Genomic DNA, 22,247 nt, shown 5'->3' on the forward strand with positions numbered 1-22,247 from the left:
ATCTGAAGCTGATTTAGAAACTTATAGAAATTCTGAACTCTTTAAATTGGTTTGGAGAAAAACAAAAGTGTTGTTCAACAACAAACCAGAAGCCTGGAGCGTTGATAAAGTTGAACTAGCCCCCTAACCCCCGAAGGGGAAGAAATAGTTAATTGAAAGGTTAAAACATTATCCAATTTTGAATGTTGAATGTTGAATGTTGAATGTTAAATTAAACAAATACACGATTAAACAGTTAAACAATTAGGCAATTAGGCAATTAGGCAATTAGGCAATTAGGCAATTAGGCAAATAAACAGTTAAACAAATAAACGCATAAACGCATAAACAATTTTATGAGATCCATTTTAATAAAAGAACTGAATTCCTTTTTCTCCTCGCCAATTGGTTATTTGGTTATCTCAGTGTATTTGGTGATTAACGGATTGTTTTTATGGGTTTTTAATGGGGAATTTAATCTGCTGCAAGCCGGTTTCGCCGATTTAAACAGTTACTTTTTTTTAGCACCATGGATTTTTATTTTTTTGATACCGGCCATTACGATGCGAAGTTTTTCTGAAGAAATAAGCACCGGAACCATTGAAATTATAAAAACCAAACCTATTACAAACTGGGATATCATTTTAGGAAAATATTTTGGGGCGTTGATTTTGGTTGTTTTGGCAATAATCCCAACACTAATTTACATTTACAGTATTTTTCAATTGGGAAATCCGGTTGGGAATATTGAATTTGGAACTACATTTGGATCTTTTATCGGATTGCTCTTTTTAGCAAGCGCCTACACTGCCATTGGTGTTTTTTCCTCAACAATTTCAAAAAATCAAATTGTTTCATTCATTACTGCTGTATTTATTTCCTTCTTTCTGTTTTACGGATTTGAAGCTTTGGCTAATTACAATCTGTTAGGAAATTTAGACTATGCCATTCAAAATTTTGGCATGAGCGAACATTTTAACAGTATCAGCAAGGGCGTTATTGATACGCGTGATTTAATTTATTTTTTATCAGTCACTTTTATCTTTTTAGTACTCACCCATTTTAGAATTCAACATGAAAAATAAGTATTCTAAAATTTTCGTGCTTCTGACTGGTCTAATTTTGCTGAACATTATTGGTTCAACAATTTACAAACGCTTCGATTTAACAGAAGATCGCCGTTATACACTGTCAAAAGCAACAGAAAAAATTGTTAAAAATGCGAATAGAGTTGTTACTGTTACCGTTTATTTAAAAGGCGATTTTCCTGCGGAATTTAAACGGCTTCAAACAGAAACCAAATTGCATTTGGAAGAACTGAAAGCACGCAATAAAAATATTCGATTTAGGTTTATTAATCCAACTGATATTGCCCAAAAACTAATTGAAAACGGATTGGAACCAAGCCGATTGCAAATTCAGGAGAATGGAAAATTATCTGAAATTATCTTATTTCCATGGGCTGTTATTTCTTATAAAAACAAGACCGAAAATGTGCCGCTTTTAAAAGACGTATTTTCAAATTCACAAAACCAACAATTAGAAAGTTCCATTCAAAATTTGGAATTTGCCTTTGCAAACGCCATTCATAAGATTACTTCAGAAAAATCTAAGAAAATTGTTGTTTTAAGAGGAAATGGTGAACTTAATGATATTTACATCGCCGATTTTTTACGAAAATTAGGCGAATATTACTTTTTGGCGCCTTTTACGTTAGACAGTGTTGCTGTACGGCCTCAGAAAACATTTGAGGAAATTTCTGAATTTGATCTGGCCATCATCGCAAAACCAACCGAAAAATTTACCGAAGCAGAGAAATTTACGCTCGATCAATTTATTATGAATGGCGGAAAAACACTTTGGTTAATTGACAATGTACAGGCTGAATTGGACAGTTTAATGCAAACTGGCGAAACATTGGCTTATCCGAGAGACTTGGGATTGACCGATTTATTTTTTAATTATGGCATTAGAATCAATACGGATTTAATAACGGATTTATACAGTTCCGAAATTCCTTTGGCAACCGGAAATATTGGAAACCAAACGCAATTCAATCAATTTTTATGGGAATATTTCCCTTTGTTGAATTCTCAAAATAGCCATCCTATAAACAACAATATTGAAGCGGTAAACGTAAAATTCACCAACAGCATCGAACTCCTCAAAAACGACATTCAAAAAACGGTATTGCTTCAAAGTTCGCCGCTTTCAAAATCTGTGGGAACGCCTGCCATCATTTCCTTAAGAACAATTACGCAAAAACCAAATCAGGCCGAGTACAATAACGGAAACAAACCAGTTTCAGTGCTATTGGAAGGAAAATTCAAATCGGCTTATTTTGAAAGAATAAAACCTTTTAAAATTTCAGAAACAAAGGAAATTGGCATTGAAAATAAAATGGTGGTTATTGCCGACGGCGATGTTATTGCTAACGAGCTTTCTAAAGGAAAACCAATGGAATTGGGACTTAACAAATGGACCAACCAACGTTACGGGAATAAAGAATTTTTACTGAATACCATAAATTACTTATTGGATGATACCGGCTTAATCAACATTCGTTCAAAAACAGTTAAAATAGACTTTTTAAATAAAGAAAAAGCACTTGAAGAAACAACCAAATGGCAATTGATAAATATTCTTTTTCCGTTACTAATACTTGCGTTTTTTGGGTTTACTTTTAACTATTTCAGAAAGAAAAAATACCAATAAACACCTTCCTTCATCTTCTTAAAAAATTGTTAAAATGAACAGAGTCATTTTGTAAGGCCTTATAAAATGTTATATTTGAATCATAACTTAAACAAAAACTATGATGCTAAAAAATTTATTTATGCTATTGACAATTGTTGGAATCACTTCAACAATAAATGCTCAAATTAAAACACCACAACCAAGTCCGGCTGCTAAAATGGAACAAGTTGTAGGGTTAACGAATGTTACCCTGGAATATTCAAGACCTGCAATGAGGGGAAGAACCATTTTTGGAGATTTGGTTCCTTACGGAGAAGTTTGGAGAACCGGCGCGAATGCGAACACAAAAATCACTTTCAGCGATGACATTACTATTGATGGAAAAGAATTAAAGAAAGGAACTTATGCCGTTTATACCATTCCAAATGAAACTTCCTGGGAGGTAATTTTTTATAGTGACGCCACCAATTCGGGAAATCCGGCAAAATGGGACGAAAGCAAAGTTGCCGCTAAAACAACTGTTCAAGTATATCCTTTGCCAATGAAAATTGAGTCATTTACCATGACTTTTGATGATGTAAATAGTGATTCGGCTGTTTTAGGCATCCTTTGGGAAAACACGTATATTGGTGTTAAATTTGAAGTGCCTACGGATAAAACTACCATGAAAAGCATTGAAACTGCCATGGCCGGACCAACAAAAAATGATTACTTTCAATCAGCTACTTATTACCATACTGCTGGAAAAGATTTAAAACAAGCTTTGGAATGGATGAAAAAAGCCGCTGAAGGCGATAATCCTGCCTTTTGGTATTTACGCAGAATGAGTTTGATTCAGGCTGATTTAGGCGACAAAGCCGGTGCTATTGCAACTGCAAAAAAATCTTTGGCTGCCGCTGAAAAAGCAGGAAATGCCGATTATGTAAAAATGAATAAAGAATCTATCGCAGAATGGACAAAATAATAATGATGAAAAAACTAAAATTTACATTCGTATTATTGATGATTGCAACAGTGACTTTCGCTCAAGAAAGTCCGAGAAAGCAAGCAACGGGAAAAGCCGGAACAGCAACGGTTAATATAGATTATGGTTCACCAAGTGTTAAGGGACGAACTATTTGGGGAGAACTTGTACCTTACGGGAAAGTTTGGAGAGCAGGAGCCAATGAAAACACTACCTTTTCGTTTGACAAAGACGTTAAAATTGGGGAAAACACTGTTAAAGCAGGAAAATATGGTTTCTTTATTATTCCAAACGAAAACAATGAGTGGACAATGATTCTAAACAGTAAAAATGATGCCTGGGGTTCCAACGGCTACAATAAGGATCTAGATGTTTTAAGATTAAACGTTAAGCCAAATTATACCGATAATAACCAGGAAGCATTAGATTATGCCGTAGGTGAAAAAGAAATCATCATAAAGTGGGCAAAAGTTAACATTGTTATTCCAATTCAATAAACCGCTTTACTTTAAATATTTAAAAGGCTGTCTAAATTTATTTTTAGACAGCCTTACTTTTTTTAAACGGTTTTTATTTCCTTTTTTGAGAATCCCTGAAGCATTATCGCAATGGTCATCACCGTAAAACATCCAAATAAATTAAGCCATAAATATGGCATCCAATCATAAAAATAGCCAACAATTACTACAATTTGTGTAACTAATGCTGCTAGAAATACCGCATTGCTTTTTACTTTTTTTATAAAAAATGCCAATAAAAAAATGCCCAAAATATTTCCATAAAAAATGGAGCCAATAATATTGACCAACTGAATTAAATTATCGAACAAACTGGCAAAACACGCAAATGAAATCGCCAGAATTCCCCATAACAACGTGAACCATTTAGAAGCACTCACATAATGCTGATCAGTTTTAATAACCTTGTTGTTTCTTTTATACAAATCTATCACTGTGGTGCTCGCAAGCGCATTGAGTTCTGAAGCTGTGCTCGACATGGCTGCCGATAAAATTACAGCCAACAACAAACCAATTAATCCTCTTGGAAGCGTGTTTAAAATGAAGTGAATAAAAACATAATCTTTATCGTTGGTTTCAACCAAAGCATCGGCTTTTTTAATAATTTCCTTGGCCTGTTCCCTATTTTCAAATTCCAGTGCATTTAATGTTTTAATTTCTTCGACCGATTTTTCAAGTTGTATCTTGTTATTTTCAGCATCAAGCGCAATTCCATAGTTCAAATTCGCGACAGATTTAAGATTTTCAATTTCTAAATGTTTGTTTTCCAGTTCTTTATATTCTTCGGAATAAATAGAATTTTTAACGACATTGTCGGCAGCCGGATTAAAATTTAGAGGAGAAGCGTTAAATTGATAAAAAACAAATACCATAACCCCCACCAATAAAATAAAAAATTGCATCGGCACTTTTAACAATCCGTTAAATATAAGTCCCCATTGCATCTCTTTCACCGATTTTCCTGATAAATAACGTTGTACCTGACTTTGGTCTGTTCCGAAATAAGATAGCGCCAAAAAGCTTCCGCCTATAATGCCACTCCAAAAAGTATACCTGTTTTCCAAATTAAAAGAGAAATCCAAAACCTCCATTTTACCGCTGGCTCCGGCAATTTTTAAAGCCTTAGAAAAAGTAATATCTGCAGGCAAATAGCTCACTATTAAGTAAAATGCAACAAACATTCCGGAAAAAATGACCGCCATTTGTTGTTTTTGCGTGACGCTTACCGCCTTTGTACCCCCGGTTACTGTGTAAATAATGACCAGAACACCAATAATGATATTTAATGTGTTTAAATCCCAACCCAAAACGGCCGACAAAATAATGGCTGGAGCAAAAATGGTGATTCCGGCAGCCAAACCACGTTGAATTAAAAATAAAATGGCGGCCAAACTTCGGGTTTTTAAATCGAATCGGGTTTCTAAATATTCATACGCTGTAAATACGTTTAAGCGGTGGTAAATTGGGATAAAAACCAAACAAATAACTACCATGGCAATTGGCAATCCGAAATAAAACTGCACAAAACCCATTCCACTGTGAAATGCCTGACCAGGTGTTGATAAAAAAGTAATGGCGCTGGCTTGGGTTGCCATGACCGATAGGCCAATTGTCCACCATTTCGCTTCACTCCCGCCTTTTATATAGTCGGTTACATTTTTACTCCCCTTTGTTTTCCATGCGCCATACAACACTATAAATCCCAACGTTCCGATAAGTACAAACCAGTCTAACCACTGCATAATTTAGGAGAAATTTTTCATAATTAAATAAAACAGTACAATATAAATCGCGTTGGCGATTAAAACAACCGTATAGATTTTTTTCCAAATGTATTTTTGTTTATCCATCTTAATTTTTTAAAGGTTTTTCTGTTTTATTTTTTCCTATTGAAACCATATTTGCAAACAATTTATAAGCACCTGAAACACCTGCAGGCAATTCCCTGAAAAAACTTAATCCGGTGTAAATAAAACTTCCTTTACCGTATTTCGCTACCAACAAACTTGAATTTTTAGGTGATTCATTAGCATCATTCATACTTAAAATTATTTCGAAATGTGAATCCCATTCGCTTGGAAAATACAAACCGCGTTCCTGAACCCAGCCCTCAAAATCTTTTTGGGTAATTTTGTTTGGATAATTTAACAGTTCGTGTGCCGGATTGATTATCCGAACGTCAGCATCTTCTTCTGTGACCCTATCGTGAGAAAGTTTTAAGGAATATGGCGCAACTTCCTCAACCTTTATACCGCGGCTGGTATTGTATTGCACAATTAAAGTACCGCCATTTTCTACATAACCGTGTAAGAATTTTTGATAAAACTTTGCCCTCTCGCTTATGTTATACAATCGTATTCCCAATACTACTGCATCAAAATTTTCTAATTTTTCAGGAGTAATGTCATCCTCATTTAGTTCAACAACCGTATAACCCATTTGACGTAAAGCGGTTGGAACGACATCTCCGGCGCCATGAATATAGCCAATTATTTGTCCTTTTTTCTCAATGTTTAACCTAACCAGTTTTGTTTCTGAAGGCCTGATTACTGATTGAAACGGAATGTGATCGTAATTAATTTCAACCAGTTCATCGTCGTATTTTTTATTGCCAATTTGTATGACCGGACTTATAAATACTTCCGCTGCTTTTGAAGGGGGCTTGACTTGAAATTCAAAATTTTGCTCCTCGCCCTTTTCTTTTAAGTTGAATGAAAAAGTTTTTGGTGAAACGCTCCAAAATTCCGGAATATCCAAAGCTACATTTCCTTCTAAATTTTCTTTCAAAGATTTTACCTTAACAATAATTTTTTGGGCATCATCGTTGGCAAAAATATAGGCGTTTTCACCAAAAGAAGCTGAAACTTCAGGCAGTATTTCAAAAGGTTTATAAACTTCTCCCTTTACGGGATCATTATATTTATAAATCACATTTTTTAGAATTGGAATTATGAATCCGTTAAAATTAACTTTAAAATTAGCAAGAATAACTCGTGGCGTTTCCGGCAAACCAATTAAATTTTTATCAGTAACCCGGTACATTCCTATACTTCCTTTTTCCCGAAGCCAATAAGGCGAAGTTTGCTTAATTTCCGAAGGAATTTCAATGGATAAAGAAAGAGAATTCACCATATTTTGTTTTAAGGAAACCAAGGAATCAATTTGTACGTTTAACGGTAAAATTTCTACTGATTCCAAAGAAACAGGATAATTGCTTCTATTGACAGCTTCAATTTTTAGTGTATTTTTTGAATTTGAGGTTGTAGAAGAATTATTTGCGGTAACCTCTAAATACAAACCGGCACAAGCCGCAATAATTTCTTTGATTTCATTAGATTTCAATTGTTTCCAATGTTCATCTTTCAATTGCTGTATTAATTTATAGGCTTCAATTAAACCAGGAATACTTGCGGCCGGTTTTTTAAAATTATAATCGGCTTCAACTTTTTGTAAAACTTCCCCAATTTCTTTTCCGCCTTCCACACGGTTCCAGGAAGTGTCAATGCCGTCAAAAACATTTTTATTGATTGGAAATTCTCCTTTCAAAAATTCTAAATACTCCGTTTCAGTTCCTCTTGATCCCGTGCTGCCAAAACCTTGTGATTGGTGTCGGCTTCGGCTTAAAGAAGCTATCTCGCTATTTGACAATCCTTTATTTACATAAAAAGAACCGATTTCAAAACTTAACAGATTTGTTTTATCTGCTTTGTTAAAATTTTCTTCACTGCCGTAAAACCACCAAGAAGTATTAAAAAGCAATCGTTTTGGCTGCCAAATTTCATCATTTTGTAAATGCGTCTTGTACATTTTATCTGAAGCCCGATCAAAAGCTTCAACGCTTAATATGGCTGAAGAAGTATGATGCCCGTGGGTTGTGCCCGGCGTTCTGTGGTTAAACCTATTGATAATCACATCGGGTTTTAATTTTCTTATGGTCGCAACCACATCATTTAAAACGGCTGCTTTATTCCACATCGTCAGCGTTTCATCGGGATGTTTTGAGTAGCCAAAATCGTTGGCACGCGTAAAAAATTGTTCGCCGCCGTCTATGCGTCTTGCCGCCAATAATTCCTGGGTTCTAATTACGCCCAACAATTCTCCAAGTTCGGAGCCTATTAAATTTTGTCCGCCATCACCTCTAGTAATGCTTAAATAACCGGTTCGCGCTTTTACATCATTGGCAAAATAGGAGATTAATCGGGTGTTTTCATCGTCGGGATGCGCAGCGATATATAAAACCGTACCTAAAAAATTAAGTTTTTGAATGGATTCATAAATTTCGCCTGAAGTTGGCTTTTTGGGCGCTTGCGCAAAAGTTACGGCAATGCAAAAAACGGTTAAAAATAAAGCTGAAAGTATTTTTTTCATCTGTTTAAATTTTATTTTTTAGAAATAACAGATGCTGTCCGCCATTAATCATTCCATTATGTGTCAAAATTTGATATGCTCGTTTCATTTAAAATTTGATTTTTTAGTAGTTAAACAAATATAAAATTAAATTTAAGATCTTCCCTTTTTTTATAAGTGTATTAACATAATTGTAACTTATAAAGTTTAAAGTTAAGCATAGGCAATGGCAATGGGCAATGGGCAATGGCAATGGGTAATGGGCAATAGGCCATAGGCAATAGTGAAAAATTTGAAAGTTTAAGTTAGATATTAGAAGTTGAAAGTTAAGAATAGGCAAAGGGCAATAGCGAAAAGTTTGAAAGATGAGATTCTCAATTTAAATTTTTAACGTAAGCCGCGTTTGGGACTGAACGGCATGTTTGAGCTCTTTTTTAGTTGCTTTTCGCAACTAAAAAAAGCGAGTAGTGAAAGCCCGCCTGCTTTTTAGCAGGAACGCCCAAAATAATATTTTTATGATTTTTTTTACATTTAGACCATTTAATTCTCTCTATTTAAGTTTAAATTTGTGTTATATTTTATTGTAATAACGTGTTAATAAAAATTCTTTTAAAAACAACTTATTTAGAATATATTTGTAAATCATTCCATTAAAATAATCATAAATGAAATTTATAGTATCAAGTGGTCAATTATTAAAACAACTTCAAGTATTAGGAGGTGTTATCAATAGCAACAACACATTACCAATTTTAGATAATTTCTTATTCGAACTAAAAGAAAACGAATTAAAAATATCTGCTTCGGATCTGGAAACAATTATGAGCACCATAATTGAAGTGGAGTCTGAATCTGAAGGATCTGTGGCAATTTCCGCACGATTATTACTGGATACTTTAAAAACATTTCCAAACCAGCCTTTAACTTTTAAGACCGAGGAAAATAATACCGTTGAAATTAGCTCGAGCCACGGTAAATATGATATGGCTTATTTTGACGGCAATGAGTTCCCAAAAGCGGTAACGCTTGAGTCGCCAAGCAGCACTACAATTCCGGGAGACGTGTTGGCCACAGCGATTTCAAAAACAATATTTGCCGCAGGAAACGATGATTTAAGACCTGTGATGAGCGGTGTATTTTTTCAGTTTAATTCAGAAAGTTTAACTTTTGTGGCAACAGACGCTCATAAATTGGTTAAATATTCAAGAACAGATGTTACTGCAAAAGACACTGCGGAATTTATTATGCCTAAAAAACCGCTAAACTTATTGAAGGGAATTTTAGCAGGTTCAAATAGTGACGTAACTATAGAATATAACGATTCAAACGCGAAATTTATATTTGATAATGTGGTTTTGGTTTGCCGATTGATTGATGGAAAATACCCAAATTATGAAGCTGTTATTCCGAAAGAAAATCCGAATAAATTGACTGTTGACAGAGGCACTTTTTTAAATTCAGTAAAACGTGTGTCTATTTTCTCAAGTAAAACAACCCACCAAATTCGATTGAAAATGGCAGGAACCGAATTAAATATTTCTGCGGAAGATATTGATTACTCAAACAAAGCTGAAGAACGTTTGGCTTGCGATTACCAAGGTGATGATATGCAAATTGGATTCAATTCCCGTTTTTTAACTGAAATGTTGAGCAATTTAAATTCCAATGAAGTGTTAATTGAAATGTCGTTGCCAAACAGAGCCGGGATTTTAACGCCTATAGACGGTATTGAAGACGGCGAATTTATCACAATGCTAGTGATGCCGGTCATGTTGAATAACTAAAGCATTTTTTTAATAGAAAACATTATAAATCCGCTATTCGCGGATTTTTTTGTATCATTGTTTTAAATTTATTTTATGAATTTCCTGGCGCATTTATACCTTTCCAAAAACAATAAAAATATTTTAATAGGCAATTTTATCGCTGATGCCGTGAAAGGAAAAAAACACGAAAATTATCCAAAAGAAATTCAATCAGGTATTCTATTGCACAGAGCAATAGACTATTTTACGGACACACATCCAATTGCAAGAAAAAGCAAAAGACGCCTGCACGAACGTTACGACCATTATGACGGCGTAATTATTGATATTTTATACGACCATTATTTAGCTAAAAACTGGCGCCATTATTCTGAAATTCCATTAGACATTTATGCCAATAGTGTCTATACATTTTTTCAGGCCAATATTGGAATATTTCCTGCTAAAATTCAAAAATTACTTCCATATATGATAGAATATAATTGGCTGGTTAGTTACGCTTCTCTTGAAGGCATTGAAAAAGTGCTGATTGGAATGAATAAACGAACAAAAGGGGTTTCAAAAATGGATATGGCTATTGGAGATTTGGTGCAACATTACGAAGAATTTGAATCGGATTTCACCGTTTTTTTTAAGGATTTAATACAATTTACAGAAGAAAAAACAATCATATTATTATCTAAATGAAAAAATTAATCCCACTAATTGCATTTGTGTTTCTTTTTACGCAATGCAAAAAAAACACCTCAGAAACTGCCCAAAACAATAAAATTATCGGATTTATTGCCGACAGTGCCATGGTCGTCAGCGCCCGTGAAGAAGCTTCAAAAATTGGCGTGGCCATATTAAAAAAAGGCGGAAATGCTTTTGACGCGATGATTGCAACTGAGCTGTCTTTGGCGGTGGCCTATCCTTTTGCGGGAAATATTGGCGGTGGTGGATTTATGGTTTACAGAACTAATGACGGTAAAACCGGCGCCTTGGATTATAGAGAAAAAGCACCGCTTGCCGCTTCAAAAAATATGTATCTATACGAAAACGGCAATATTATAGAAGGAAAAAGTACTTTGGGTGCTATGGCTGTTGGCGTTCCCGGAACGGTTGACGGATTGTTTAAAGTTCATGAAAAATTTGGCAGTCTGCCTTTTTCAGAATTAATTCAGCCGGCTATTGATTTGGCCAACAAAGGCGTTGTGGTCACTAAAAAACAAGCTGAACGCCTGGCAAAATACAAACATTATTTTTCCGAAGTGAATGATACCATCATTGTTTTGGATTATGATTGGAAAGAAGGAGATACCATTAAATATGTGAGACTGGCCAAAACGTTGGAAAGAATAAGAGCCCATGGAAGAGATGGTTTTTATAAAGGAGAAACTGCTGAAATGTTGGTGAATTATGTTCAAAAATTAGGAGGAATTATTACCAAAGAAGATTTGTCCAACTACGAGGCAAAATGGCGAAATGCCATAGAATTTAAATATAAAGATTTGAAAATTATTGCGATGTCACCTCCATCAAGCGGCGGAATTTGCAATGCACAGATTTTTAAAGCGATTGAACCTTTTGATATTGCATCTTACGGACATAATTCATTGAAATCCATTCAATTATTAACTGAAGCAGAAAGACGCGCTTATGCCGACAGATCCTATTATTTGGGAGATCCCGATTTCGTGAATATTCCGATTGACACCTTAATCTCTTCTAACTATGTAAAAAATAGAATGGCAAATTTTTCATGGGACCATGCAACGCCTTCTTCAACTTTAAAACACGGAAATATAGTTGGTTATGAAAGTGATGAAACAACCCACTATTCTATTGTAGATAAATATGGAAATTCCATTTCAGCAACCACCACTCTAAATGGCGCTTATGGATCAAAAGTATATGTTTCTGAAGGCGGATTCTTTTTAAATAATGAAATGGACGATTTCAGTTCAAAACCAGGAATGCCTAATATGTTCGGATTGATAGGTGCAGAAGCGAATTCTATTGCGCCGGGGAAACGCATGTTAAGTTCTATGACACCAACAATTGTTGAAAAAAACAACCAATTTTATATGTCTGTTGGTTCACCGGGAGGTTCAACCATCATAACTTCTGTGTTACAAACCATTTTAAATGTTTATGAATTTCAATTGGGCATGCAAGAAGCCGTAAACGCTCCAAGATTTCATCACCAATGGCTTCCGGATGTGATTACGATGGAACCGAAAGGTTTTGACAGTTTGCTGGTAAATCAATTACAGGAAAAAGGCTATCAAATTAAACAGGAAAATTCCGTAATTTTGGGTAAAGTTGATGCTGTTTTACGTTTGCCCAACGGAAAATTGGAAGGTGGCGCTGATTATAGAGGCGATGATAAAGCGGCGGGATTTTAGCCCCCTAACCCCCAAAGGGGGAATTGACAATTGATAAAAATGAAAATATAAAGTTCGTTGAATAATACGATTCAACAGTTAAACGATTAAAAAATAAAAAAAATGAATTCCAATACAATAACCAACGGAGTTTTAAAAGCGATTGCCATTATTGCAGGCGTGTTATCGCTGCTTTACTTTTTGTATGAAATACAGTCCGTTATCGTATATATCGCAATTTCAATCGTTGTTGCATTAATTGGAAGCCCAATTATTCGCTTTTTAAAACGAAGGCTGAAATTCCCTAATTCTGTGGCCGTTATCACAACTATGTTATTTTTTTTAGGAATCCTAACAGGAATAATAAGTATGTTTATTCCGCTAATCATTAAACAAGGCGAAAACTTATCGTTGTTAAATATTGAACAACTTCAAACCAATATTGAACAATTATTAATTCAGATAAATGATTACTTTTTATCCTATAATATCAATATTTTAAATGAATTAAAAAATGTGGATTTGATTAAATTGAAAAATGTAAAGGCTATTCCAGATTTATTAAATGCAGTTATTGGAACCATCGGAAACTTGAGTGTAGGATTATTTTCTGTAATTTTTATCACTTTCTTTTTAATGAAAGACTCTCACATCATAGAAAATTCCGTGTATGCTTTGGTCAACGACAAAAGCGAACCAAAAATTAGAAACGCTTTAATGTCAATCAATCATTTATTGTCAAGATATTTTATAGGTTTGGTGCTTCAAATTTTAATAATATTTACAATATATTTTATTTTTTTGGCAATATTTGGTGTTGAAAACGCCATAGTAATATCGTTTTTATGTGCCTTGTTAAATTTAATTCCCTATGTAGGTCCGTTAATTGGAGGCTTTCTTTTGATGTTTTTAACAATGAGCAGTAACCTGGGACAAGATTTTCAAACCGAAATATTACCCACTACCATTTATGTTATGATTGGTTACCTTGTTGCACAGTTAATTGATAATTTTATCAGTCAACCTGTTATATTTTCAAAAAGTGTAAAATCTCATCCTTTAGAAATATTTTTAGTGATTATCATTGGCGGAATTTTATTTGGCATTACGGGAATGATCGTTGCCGTTCCGACTTACACGGCAATAAAAGTAATTTTAAAAGAATTTTTAGCTGACAATAAAATTGTAAAATCACTTACCAAGGATTTATAAATGGCGACTTACATAGCCCTTTTAAGAGGCATCAATGTTTCTGGCAGAAATACCATAAAAATGATTGATTTAAAGCAGCTTTTTATTGAATTGGGTTATAGAAAGGTAACTTCTTATATACAAAGCGGCAATATGATTTTTGATTCAAACATAACTGAACAATCTGAAATCGAGCAACAAATTAAAAATGCGATAAACCAAACTTTTGGTTATTCAGTTCATGTATTGGTTTTAAGCAAAAAATATTTAGCAGCAATTTTTAAGTCCAATCCGTTTATTCAAAAAACAAATATTGATACTTCAAAACTTCATGTTACGTTATTAAGTGATGAACCTTTTTCGGAAGGAATCGAACAAATTAAGGAATTGAGTACAAATCAGGATGCATTCGAGATCATTGATATATGCATTTATTTATATTGTCCTAATGGCTATGGAAATATCAAACTTAACAATATTTTATTTGAAAGAAAATTAAAATCTTCTGCAACTACAAGAAACTGGAATACCATTTCAAAATTAAGGGAACTTTGCAATTCTTAAACAAACAAGCAATTGAATAACAATATTTTAAATAAGGACGTTCAACAATTTATCAATGATCATTTAAAATCGGATGTAACAAAACTGATATTGAAAGGCAGTCCGTTTGAATGTGTTTCCATTCCGGAAATTGCAGAACAAATATTGGCGAAAAACAGCTGTGAAAAAAAATTGCCAACATGGTTTAATTCGGAAAAAATTTATTATCCGAACAAACTTAATATTGAACAGACTTCTTCGGAAATTACTGCTAAATATAAATCTGATTTGGTCTCAAGAAAAAAATTGGTCGACATTACGGGCGGATTTGGAGTTGACACTTATTTTTTTTCACAAAAAGTTAAAGATATAACACATTGTGAAATTAATAGCGAATTATCAACCATTGTTTCCCATAATTTCAAACAATTAAAGGTAAAAAATATCACCACACTTCTTTGCGACGGAATCGAATTTTTGGCAAAAAACCAAGAGAAATTTGATTGGATTTACGCCGATCCTTCCAGGCGAAACGATGCCAAAGGAAAAGTTTTTTTGTTGGCGGACTGTTTGCCGAATATTCCTAAAAACCTGGATTTATTTTTTCAAAAAACGGATAATATCCTACTTAAAGTATCTCCCATTTTAGACATTACAAGTGCCGTAAGTGAATTACAATTTATAAAAGAAATTCATGTGGTTGCTGTTGACAATGAAGTCAAGGAACTGCTGTTTTTATTGGAGAAAAATTACACAAAAAACATTCAGGTTAAAACCATCAACATAGCCAAAACCATTACCCAAAAATTTGACTTTAATTTAAACGAAAATTCAAACGCCACCTTTTCCGAGCCTAAAAAATATGTATATGAGCCAAATACCGCCATCTTAAAATCCGGAGCCTTTTTGCAGGTTTCAGAAAAATTGAATATCGCTAAATTACACCATAACAGTCATTTATACACATCCAATCATTTAATGGATTTTCCCGGAAGGAGATTCGAAATAAAACACTGCATTTCCTACAACAAAAAGCAATTACTGCAATTAATTCCTTCAAAAAAGGCCAATATTGCCACACGAAATTTCCCAGAAACGGTTGCTCAAATTCGAAAAAAAACCGGATTAAAAGATGGAGGAAATCAATACCTGTTTTTCACAACCGATTTTAACAATAAGCATGTGGTGCTCATTTGTGTAAAAGCATAAAAGTTTTTATACCAATTGAATTTTTAAATGTTGTATTAAAAATTTGAATTATTTTTAGTTCAGTTTAGAAATAAAGTTTAAGCATAGCCTAAGCTACGGTTTCAATTTATGACGACAAATGGGCTAAAAAGAAACAAATTTTATGGGAAATTTGAATGTTTAATTGGTATTAGCAAACATCATTAAAATTTAGTATTTTTAGCCTTTATACACAATAAAATGGCAAATAAAAATATACGTTCGTTATCGTCAAGAAAGGAATTAGACGATAATTTGTTCGAAAATATCGCAGATTTATCGCATAAAAATGCACCAAAGTCCGAATTTCAGGAACTGGCAAAACGTTTTATGATTGATGATTCTGTGATTGCAGGCACCTCCTCTTTTTATGATTTCACAAGAGAAAGCAATCGGAACAAAAAAATCCATGTGTGCAGCGGGACAGCTTGTATGGTTGCAAACACCCAAAATAAACTTCATGAAAATTTAGAAAATCATTTTGACAAAGATGAAATTGGTCACGCAGCCTGCGTTGGTCGTTGCCACACCAACAATGCGTTTATGTATCATGACAATACTTATTCTGTACACAATGAAAAGGAACTCATTTCAATTATCGACCATAAAAAACATCAAGAAAACAAATACAATATTGGCTGTAATACCACCCCAATTTTAACAGCTGAAATTAAAGATATTACCGCGTTTTATAAACTGGCGGAGGTTTATAAAAACGATCAGCAACAGGTAATTCAGGAAATAAAAACTTCCAATTTACGAGGTCGCGGCGGTGCCGGATTTCCATTTTGGTTTAAGTTAGATGCCGTTAATAAAGAAACAAACTCCCAAAAATATATAGTTTGCAATGCCGATGAAGGAGATCCCGGCGCTTATTCGGATATGTATTTAATGGAACATCAGCCACATAAAGTACTTTTCGGAATGTATTTATCCGGTTTAACCGTTGGCGCAAATACAGCTGTATTATACATTCGAGGAGAATATCCGGATTCCCTCAGAGTTGTGGATGAAGCAATTTCAACCTTAAAAGAAAAAAACCTGATTGGCGATTTTAAATTCAAAATTATTCGCGGACAAGGTTCTTATGTTTGTGGCGAGGAAACCGCCTTATTAAATTCTATTGAAGGTTTGCGTCCGGAAGTTCGCGTTCGTCCGCCATATCCCGCGCAATATGGTTTGTATGGCAAACCAACGGTATTGAGCAATGTAGAAACGTTTGCAAACATTCATTGGATTTTAGAAAATGGCGGTGCGGCATATTCGGCATTGGGAACAAAACAATCCACCGGAACCAAATTGGTTTCATTGGACAGCTTTTTTAACACTCCCGGAATGTATGAAATTGAAATGGGAACGCCATTAAAAACCATATTTGAGGAATTCGGGAATGGACTTAATTCGAAAATAAAAGCATTTCAAATTGGCGGACCTTTGGGTGGAATTGTTCCTTTTGATAAAATTAAAGATTTAGCGCTGGATTTTGAATCGTTGAATAGTCATGGATTTTTATTGGGCCATGCAAGCGTTGTTTCCATCCCAAATGATTTTCCAATGATTCAGTTTTTAGAACATTTGATGGAATTTACTTCTGATGAATCCTGCGGAAAATGTTATCCGTGCAGAATTGGTTCTTTTAGAGGTATGGAAATGCTTCAAAAAGCACAACATGAAAATTATAAAATTGACCGTCAGTTATTTAATGATTTATTGGAAACCCTTGAAATAGGATCTCTTTGCGCATTGGGTGGCGGCATTCCGCTGCCTGTAAAAAATGCATTGCAGTATTTTGAGCAGGAGTTGAATCAGTACTTTAAATAAACATTAACCGCAAGGGCGCAAAGAATTACACTATGAACGCAAAAAAATTATAATGTCGGAAAACGAAATATCAAAGATTATTTTTGATGGTGCTTTAAAAGTACACAAAGTTTTGGGACCGGGTTTGTAAGAAAGTGCTTATGAAGAATGTTTATTTTATGAATTACAAAAAAGCGGTTTAAATATTCAAAAACAAAAAGCCTTACCGCGTTATTTATGAAGAAGTTAAATTAGAAATTGGATATAGAATCGACATCATAGTAGAAAATAAGGTTATTATAGAAATTAAGGCTGTTGAAGCCTTAAACGATGTTCATTTAGCGCAATTATTAACCTATTTGAAATTATCTGATTGCAAATTGGGACTGTTGATTAATTTTAATGTTTCATTAATTAAAAACAGAATCAGAAGAGTAGTAAACAACTTATAGCGAACTTTGCAAAACTTTGCGCCCTTTGCGGTTAAAAAAACACCTACAAATGAAAGCATATATAAACAACACAGCATACGAATTCAATCAAGGGGAAACCATGTTGGAATTTGTCAGAAGAATTGAAAATGATACATATGCCATTCCAACGATGTGCCAGGATGACCGATTGGAAAATTTTGGTTCGTGCAGGGTTTGTTCAGTAGATGTGGCACGTGAAAAAGACGGATTAACCAAAACAATGGCTTCTTGCCACACCCCTATTTCTGAAGGACTGTACATTTATCCCAACACAGAAAAAATAAAACGCCTTCGCAAAAATATTGTTGAATTGGTGTTAACCGATTATCCTTCAGATAAAATATTCCCTTCCGCAGGAAAAAAAGCAACACCATTTCAAGAAACTATTGCACAAATTGGGATTCCGAATATCCGCTATCCTCAAGGCAGGACTCATTTAGACATTCAGCCAGACAGATCGCATCCTTATATAAAATCAGATTTATCGCAATGCATCAATTGTTTTAGATGTGTAAGAGCTTGCGAAGAAATTCAGGGAGAAATGATTTTGGGAATGTCGGGTCGCGGATTTGCAACCAACATTATCAAAGGTTTCGACACCACTTTTAACGAATCGGCCTGCGTATCTTGCGGCGCCTGCGTTCAAACTTGTCCGACCGAAGCTTTAACTGATAAATTCGAAACAAAAACCTTAATTCCAGATAAAACCGTCCGCACTACATGCACTTATTGCGGTGTTGGCTGTCAGTTAGAAGTTGCCGTTATCGATGGAAAAATAAAAGGAATTCAAGCTCCGGAAACTGCCGAGGTAAATCAGGGACATACCTGTTTAAAAGGTCGTTTTGCCTTTCAGTTTTATGATCATCCCGACAGGTTACGAGAACCGATGATTAAGAGAAACGGTAAATTTGAAGTGGTGACCTGGGACGAAGCCTATGATTTTATTGCTACAAAATTAACTGACATCAAAAATAAATATGGTGCAGATGCCATTGGCGGAATTTCTTCCTCAAGAGCCACCAATGAAGAGAATTATTTAATGCAAAAAATGATTCGTGTAGCAGTTGGAACCAATAATATTGATGGCTGCGCACGTGTTTGCCACGCACCTACTGCTTTCGGAATGCAAAAATCATTTGGAACCGGAGCCGCCACAAATTCAATAGAAGATTTAAAACAAACCGATGCTATTTTTCTTTTTGGGGCAAATCCAGTAAAAGGACATCCGGTAACGGGCGCTAAAATTAAGCAGGCTTTTATGAAAGGCGTTACTTCCATCGTTGTCGATCCAATCAGAACGAGTCTAGCAGATTTGGCTACTTATTTTCTTCAAATCAGACCAGGAACCAATGTTGCCATTTTAAATATGATGGGACATTATATCATTAAAGAGGAATTGGTAAATCAAGCTTTTATTGAGACACATACCGAAAAATATGCAGCGTTTAAAAGCCATGTGGAACACCTTGATATGAATGAACTGGAAAAACTTACGGGAGTTTCTAAAGATTTGGTTAGAGATGCTGCGATTGCATATGCTTCCGCAAATAAAGCGATGGAGTTTCATGGTTTGGGGGTAACGGAGCATTTTCAAGGAAGTAAAACGGTTATGTTGCTGTCTAATTTGGCTATGATGACAGGAAATGTTGGCCGCAAAGGTGTTGGTTTAAATCCGTTGCGCGGACAAAATAATGTACAGGGTTCAGCAGATATGGGCGTACAACCGCACCAGGGAGCCGGTTATATGGACGTCAGCAAACCAGCTATTCAACAATATTATGCACAAAAATACGGGATTGAAAAAATGCCTAAAAATACGGGATTGAAAATTCCTGAAATGCTTGATGCCGCAATTAGCGGAAAAATTAAAGCGCTTTATATTGTTGGCGAAGACACGATTATGACTGATCCAAACTCTTACCACAGCATTAAAGCTTTCGAAAAACTAGAATTGATTGTGGTTCAGGAATTATTTATGACGGCAACTTCCGAAATGGCTGATGTGGTGCTGCCGGCTTCCTCCTATTTTGAAAAAAACGGAACTTTTACCAATGGTGAACGCCGTGTGCAACGTGTAAATAAAGTTATTGAACCTATAGGAAATACGAAACCGGACGGACAAATAATTATCGACATGATGAGCAGATTGGGATACAATCAACCAACTGGCTTGACCTATGATGCCGCAAAAGTTATTGAAGAAATTGCCGATGTGATTCCTTTTATGAAAGGACTGACCTGGGACAGGTTGGGTGAAAACGGCTTGCAATGGCCTATTAACGAAGATGGAACCGATACTAAAATGCTTCATATTAATGGAGATTTTAAAAAGGGAATTGGCACTTTTCATCATTTCGATTTTGAGGAATCACCGGAAATTGTTTCACATGGAAATACCTATCCTTTTATTTTAACTACCGGAAGAGAACTGGAACATTACAATTCCGGCACTATGACGCGTAGAACGGACAACCAGCTCATCTTAAACAAGGATATTTTAGAAGTGCATCCGAAAGACGCTTTGGCTAAAGGGATTAAAGATGAAGAAATGGTTAGGTTATTTTCTGACAGGGGAAGTGTTAACATACCTATAAAGTACGCTAAAACAGTTAAAAGAGGCGTTTTAAGAACGACTTTCCACCAACCTGAAGTATTTATCAATTTAATCACAGGAAGCGTTGGAGACAAAGAAACAATGACTCCCGAATACAAAGTGGTTGCCGTAGATTTTGAAAAAATGTAAATTAAGGGATTAGGCAATAGGCAAAAGGGATTTTTGATTTGCGATTTATGATAATATATTTACCATGTTAAAATAAGAATTCCTTTTTTTAGACTTACGGCATTAGTCCGCGGTCTTCCAACTTTTAACTTTAAAACTTTTCAACTTATAATAAATGCAAATATTAAACTACGAAGGTTTACAACTTACAAACGGAGTTCCTCAAAAAGTAACTGATGCTTTGGTGGTTGAGGCTGCTTTGCAAATAAACATCAATACAGAACCCTACACGGTGGTCATGCGAACGCCAGGAGATGATTTTGAGCTTATAAGAGGATTGTTGTATGCAGAAGATATTTATAAAGGAAAAGAAAATTTAACCATTGATGTTGTTGAAAAACGTGACAATGGATTTTCGATACTAAACGCCTCCATCCAAAAAAAGAATCTTGGAAAAGGATATTTAAACAAGCGCACCCTGCTATCAGTTTCCTCATGTGGCATTTGCGGAAAACAAAAATTGGAAGACATTAATTATAGCGGCGCCAAATTAAAAAACAACCACGATTTCGACAGCACCAGATTAGAAGACATGTTTGTTGAAATGAAATTGAAACAAGAAACTTTTGAAATCTCAGGTGGTTCTCACGCTGCAGCCATTTTTAATAAAAATTATGAAATTATTTCTTTAAAGGAAGATATTGGAAGGCATAATGCAGTAGATAAAGTGGTTGGCGAATTGTTAAATTCAGATCAATTGAAGGAATCTTTTGTGATGCTTGTAAGCGGCCGGGTTTCTTATGAAATTATTTCAAAAGCATTTATTGCTAAAATCCCCATTGTGGTAGCGGTTTCTGCCTGTTCTACTTTAGCAGTCGATTTCGCGAAAGAATTTGGTATATGTCTTATTGGATTTTCACGTGGGAATAAAGGGACTATATATGCTGAATAAGTTGGAAAGTTTAAAAAGAGAGGAGAGATAAATTAACTAAAGTCAAAATACCAAAATACCAACAATCCATAATACTAAAAAGTTTAACCGCAACGGGCGCAAAGCTTTACCCAAAGGACGCCAAGCATTCAGAATTCAAATTTTTACGCTTACTCCCATTTAACAATCTAAAATACCAACAATCGAAAATACTAATAATCCAAAAACACAACAAAATACACGATTTTATAAACAAATGACATCTTTTTAATAATATTTCGTATTTTATTTTGGATATTTAGAATATTATATTTACATTTGTCCCGTAAGAGCGTCCCTAAGATTGCAAATTTTTACGGAGAGGGTTTGCAATTAATTGATTTTCGAGATAAAAATACCCGTTTTTATCGCTTAAAAATCAATTTTAGCTTTTAAAATCTCCAAAATAGAAGTTTTATTTGGTAAAATTTAAAAGTATTTTAACTTTTTTATCTTTAGGCAGAAGCCTTGTGAAATAAGAAAAAAATAGCTTTTCGAACCCCTTTTTTCTAAAAAATTTTAGAAATAAAGCGGGATATTTTTGTTTGTATGTGAGATTTTTATATATTTGATGTTCTTACTAATCATTTAATTCTTACTAAAAATGAAAAAATTAAAATTAATTTTCGGATTGCTACTTGTAGCAGGTTTTATAGCTATAACAGTTTTAAGCTACACATCAAA

Annotated in this window: 15 protein-coding genes and 2 pseudogenes; 15 read left to right on the forward strand and 2 right to left on the reverse strand. The window is 34.5% G+C overall.

All coding sequences use genetic code 11. The features are described 5' to 3' along the window. The 5 genes and pseudogenes from ABY285_RS09460 to ABY285_RS09480 form a co-directional block, all read left to right on the forward strand. Positions 1 to 127, forward strand: a pseudogene (locus tag ABY285_RS09460) (antibiotic biosynthesis monooxygenase); the annotation flags it as partial. A gap of 208 nt (positions 128 to 335) precedes the next feature. Further along, positions 336 to 1,064, forward strand: coding sequence for a gliding motility-associated ABC transporter permease subunit GldF (gene gldF, locus ABY285_RS09465; protein WP_372769413.1), 729 nt, complete (start codon positions 336 to 338; stop codon positions 1,062 to 1,064). Further along, complete coding sequence (gene gldG, locus ABY285_RS09470; protein WP_372769415.1) at positions 1,054 to 2,694, forward strand: gliding motility-associated ABC transporter substrate-binding protein GldG; 1,641 nt, start codon at positions 1,054 to 1,056, stop codon at positions 2,692 to 2,694. Before gldF ends, gldG begins: the two co-directional genes overlap by 11 nt. 121 nt (positions 2,695 to 2,815) lie before the next feature. Then, positions 2,816 to 3,640, forward strand: a complete 825-nt coding sequence (locus ABY285_RS09475) for a DUF2911 domain-containing protein (RefSeq protein ID WP_372769417.1) — start codon at positions 2,816 to 2,818, stop codon at positions 3,638 to 3,640. Between the two features lie 5 nt (positions 3,641 to 3,645). Further along, positions 3,646 to 4,137: a DUF2911 domain-containing protein gene (locus ABY285_RS09480; RefSeq protein ID WP_372769419.1), complete on the forward strand. Its 492-nt coding sequence runs from the start codon at positions 3,646 to 3,648 to the stop codon at positions 4,135 to 4,137. 62 nt (positions 4,138 to 4,199) lie between these two features. Here ABY285_RS09480 and ABY285_RS09485 read toward each other — a convergent pair whose 3' ends face one another. Continuing rightward, positions 4,200 to 5,900 carry a sodium:solute symporter gene (locus ABY285_RS09485; protein WP_372769421.1) on the reverse strand — a complete coding sequence of 567 codons (1,701 nt, stop codon included), beginning with the start codon at positions 5,898 to 5,900 and terminating at the stop codon, positions 4,200 to 4,202. Between the two features lie 109 nt (positions 5,901 to 6,009). Beyond that, positions 6,010 to 8,526 carry a PIG-L family deacetylase gene (locus tag ABY285_RS09490; RefSeq protein ID WP_372769423.1) on the reverse strand — a complete coding sequence of 839 codons (2,517 nt, stop codon included), beginning with the start codon at positions 8,524 to 8,526 and terminating at the stop codon, positions 6,010 to 6,012. Between the two features lie 644 nt (positions 8,527 to 9,170). On the opposite strand from ABY285_RS09490, the gene dnaN reads away from it, so the two are divergent. From dnaN to fdhD, 10 genes and pseudogenes are all read left to right on the forward strand, one after another. Beyond that, a complete protein-coding gene (gene dnaN / locus ABY285_RS09495) occupies positions 9,171 to 10,289 on the forward strand; it encodes a DNA polymerase III subunit beta (RefSeq protein WP_372769425.1) in 1,119 nt (372 codons plus the stop codon). A gap of 75 nt (positions 10,290 to 10,364) precedes the next feature. Beyond that, a complete protein-coding gene (locus tag ABY285_RS09500) occupies positions 10,365 to 10,958 on the forward strand; it encodes an ACP phosphodiesterase (RefSeq protein ID WP_372769427.1) in 594 nt (197 codons plus the stop codon). Further along, positions 10,955 to 12,658: a gamma-glutamyltransferase gene (gene ggt, locus ABY285_RS09505; protein ID WP_372769429.1), complete on the forward strand. Its 1,704-nt coding sequence runs from the start codon at positions 10,955 to 10,957 to the stop codon at positions 12,656 to 12,658. The genes ABY285_RS09500 and ggt overlap by 4 nt, the downstream gene beginning before the upstream one ends. Positions 12,659 to 12,760: 102 nt before the next feature. Then, on the forward strand, positions 12,761 to 13,849 hold the full coding sequence (locus ABY285_RS09510; RefSeq protein ID WP_372769431.1) for an AI-2E family transporter: 1,089 nt from the start codon (positions 12,761 to 12,763) through the stop codon (positions 13,847 to 13,849). Next, positions 13,850 to 14,392, forward strand: a complete 543-nt coding sequence (locus tag ABY285_RS09515; protein WP_372769433.1) for a DUF1697 domain-containing protein — start codon at positions 13,850 to 13,852, stop codon at positions 14,390 to 14,392. A gap of 12 nt (positions 14,393 to 14,404) precedes the next feature. Beyond that, positions 14,405 to 15,580 carry a class I SAM-dependent methyltransferase gene (locus tag ABY285_RS09520; RefSeq protein WP_372769435.1) on the forward strand — a complete coding sequence of 392 codons (1,176 nt, stop codon included), beginning with the start codon at positions 14,405 to 14,407 and terminating at the stop codon, positions 15,578 to 15,580. 219 nt (positions 15,581 to 15,799) lie between these two features. Continuing rightward, entirely contained in the window at positions 15,800 to 17,419 is a 1,620-nt protein-coding gene (locus tag ABY285_RS09525; protein WP_372769437.1) for an NADH-ubiquinone oxidoreductase-F iron-sulfur binding region domain-containing protein, read from the forward strand. 52 nt (positions 17,420 to 17,471) lie between these two features. Beyond that, positions 17,472 to 17,850, forward strand: a pseudogene (locus ABY285_RS09530) (GxxExxY protein). 49 nt (positions 17,851 to 17,899) lie between these two features. Then, positions 17,900 to 20,614, forward strand: a complete 2,715-nt coding sequence (fdhF, locus tag ABY285_RS09535; protein ID WP_372769439.1) for a formate dehydrogenase subunit alpha — start codon at positions 17,900 to 17,902, stop codon at positions 20,612 to 20,614. 154 nt (positions 20,615 to 20,768) lie between these two features. Continuing rightward, positions 20,769 to 21,545 (forward strand): formate dehydrogenase accessory sulfurtransferase FdhD, encoded by a 777-nt coding sequence (fdhD, locus tag ABY285_RS09540; RefSeq protein ID WP_372769441.1) that lies wholly within the window; start codon positions 20,769 to 20,771, stop codon positions 21,543 to 21,545. Positions 21,546 to 22,247: the final 702 nt, after the last annotated feature.

The organism is Lutibacter sp., assembly GCF_041555395.1.
Classification (GTDB): domain Bacteria; phylum Bacteroidota; class Bacteroidia; order Flavobacteriales; family Flavobacteriaceae; genus Lutibacter.